Raw genomic sequence first — 225 nt, 5'->3', positions numbered from 1 at the left:
TATTACCTTTAACTACTTTACCAGTTTCTTCGTCACCATCTTGAACTTTTACAAGCACATACTCTTGACCATCTTTACCAGTGATTTCTTTCGGAATTTCAGTTCCGTTTTCGTTTGTATTGTATGTTTTACCAACTGGTGATTTCTCCGTATCCATTGTTGGATCTTTAATAACTTCTCCAGTCTCATTCACATAATGAACTGTTACTGTTCCTGCTGGAACGT

The 225-nt window shown here is 36.4% G+C and carries 1 protein-coding gene; it reads right to left on the bottom strand.

Features of this window, described 5'->3' with window-relative positions; genetic code table 11:
* The coding region (locus TP70_RS11120) for a MucBP domain-containing protein (protein ID WP_044360445.1) at nucleotides 1–225 on the bottom strand (225 nt) is incomplete at both ends.

The sequence above is a fragment of the Staphylococcus microti genome, from assembly GCF_000934465.1.
In the GTDB taxonomy this organism is placed as follows: Bacteria; Bacillota; Bacilli; order Staphylococcales; family Staphylococcaceae; genus Staphylococcus; species Staphylococcus microti.
The sequence above is the reverse complement of the archived record's forward strand: the minus strand, read 5'-3'. Positions and strand labels throughout refer to the sequence as shown.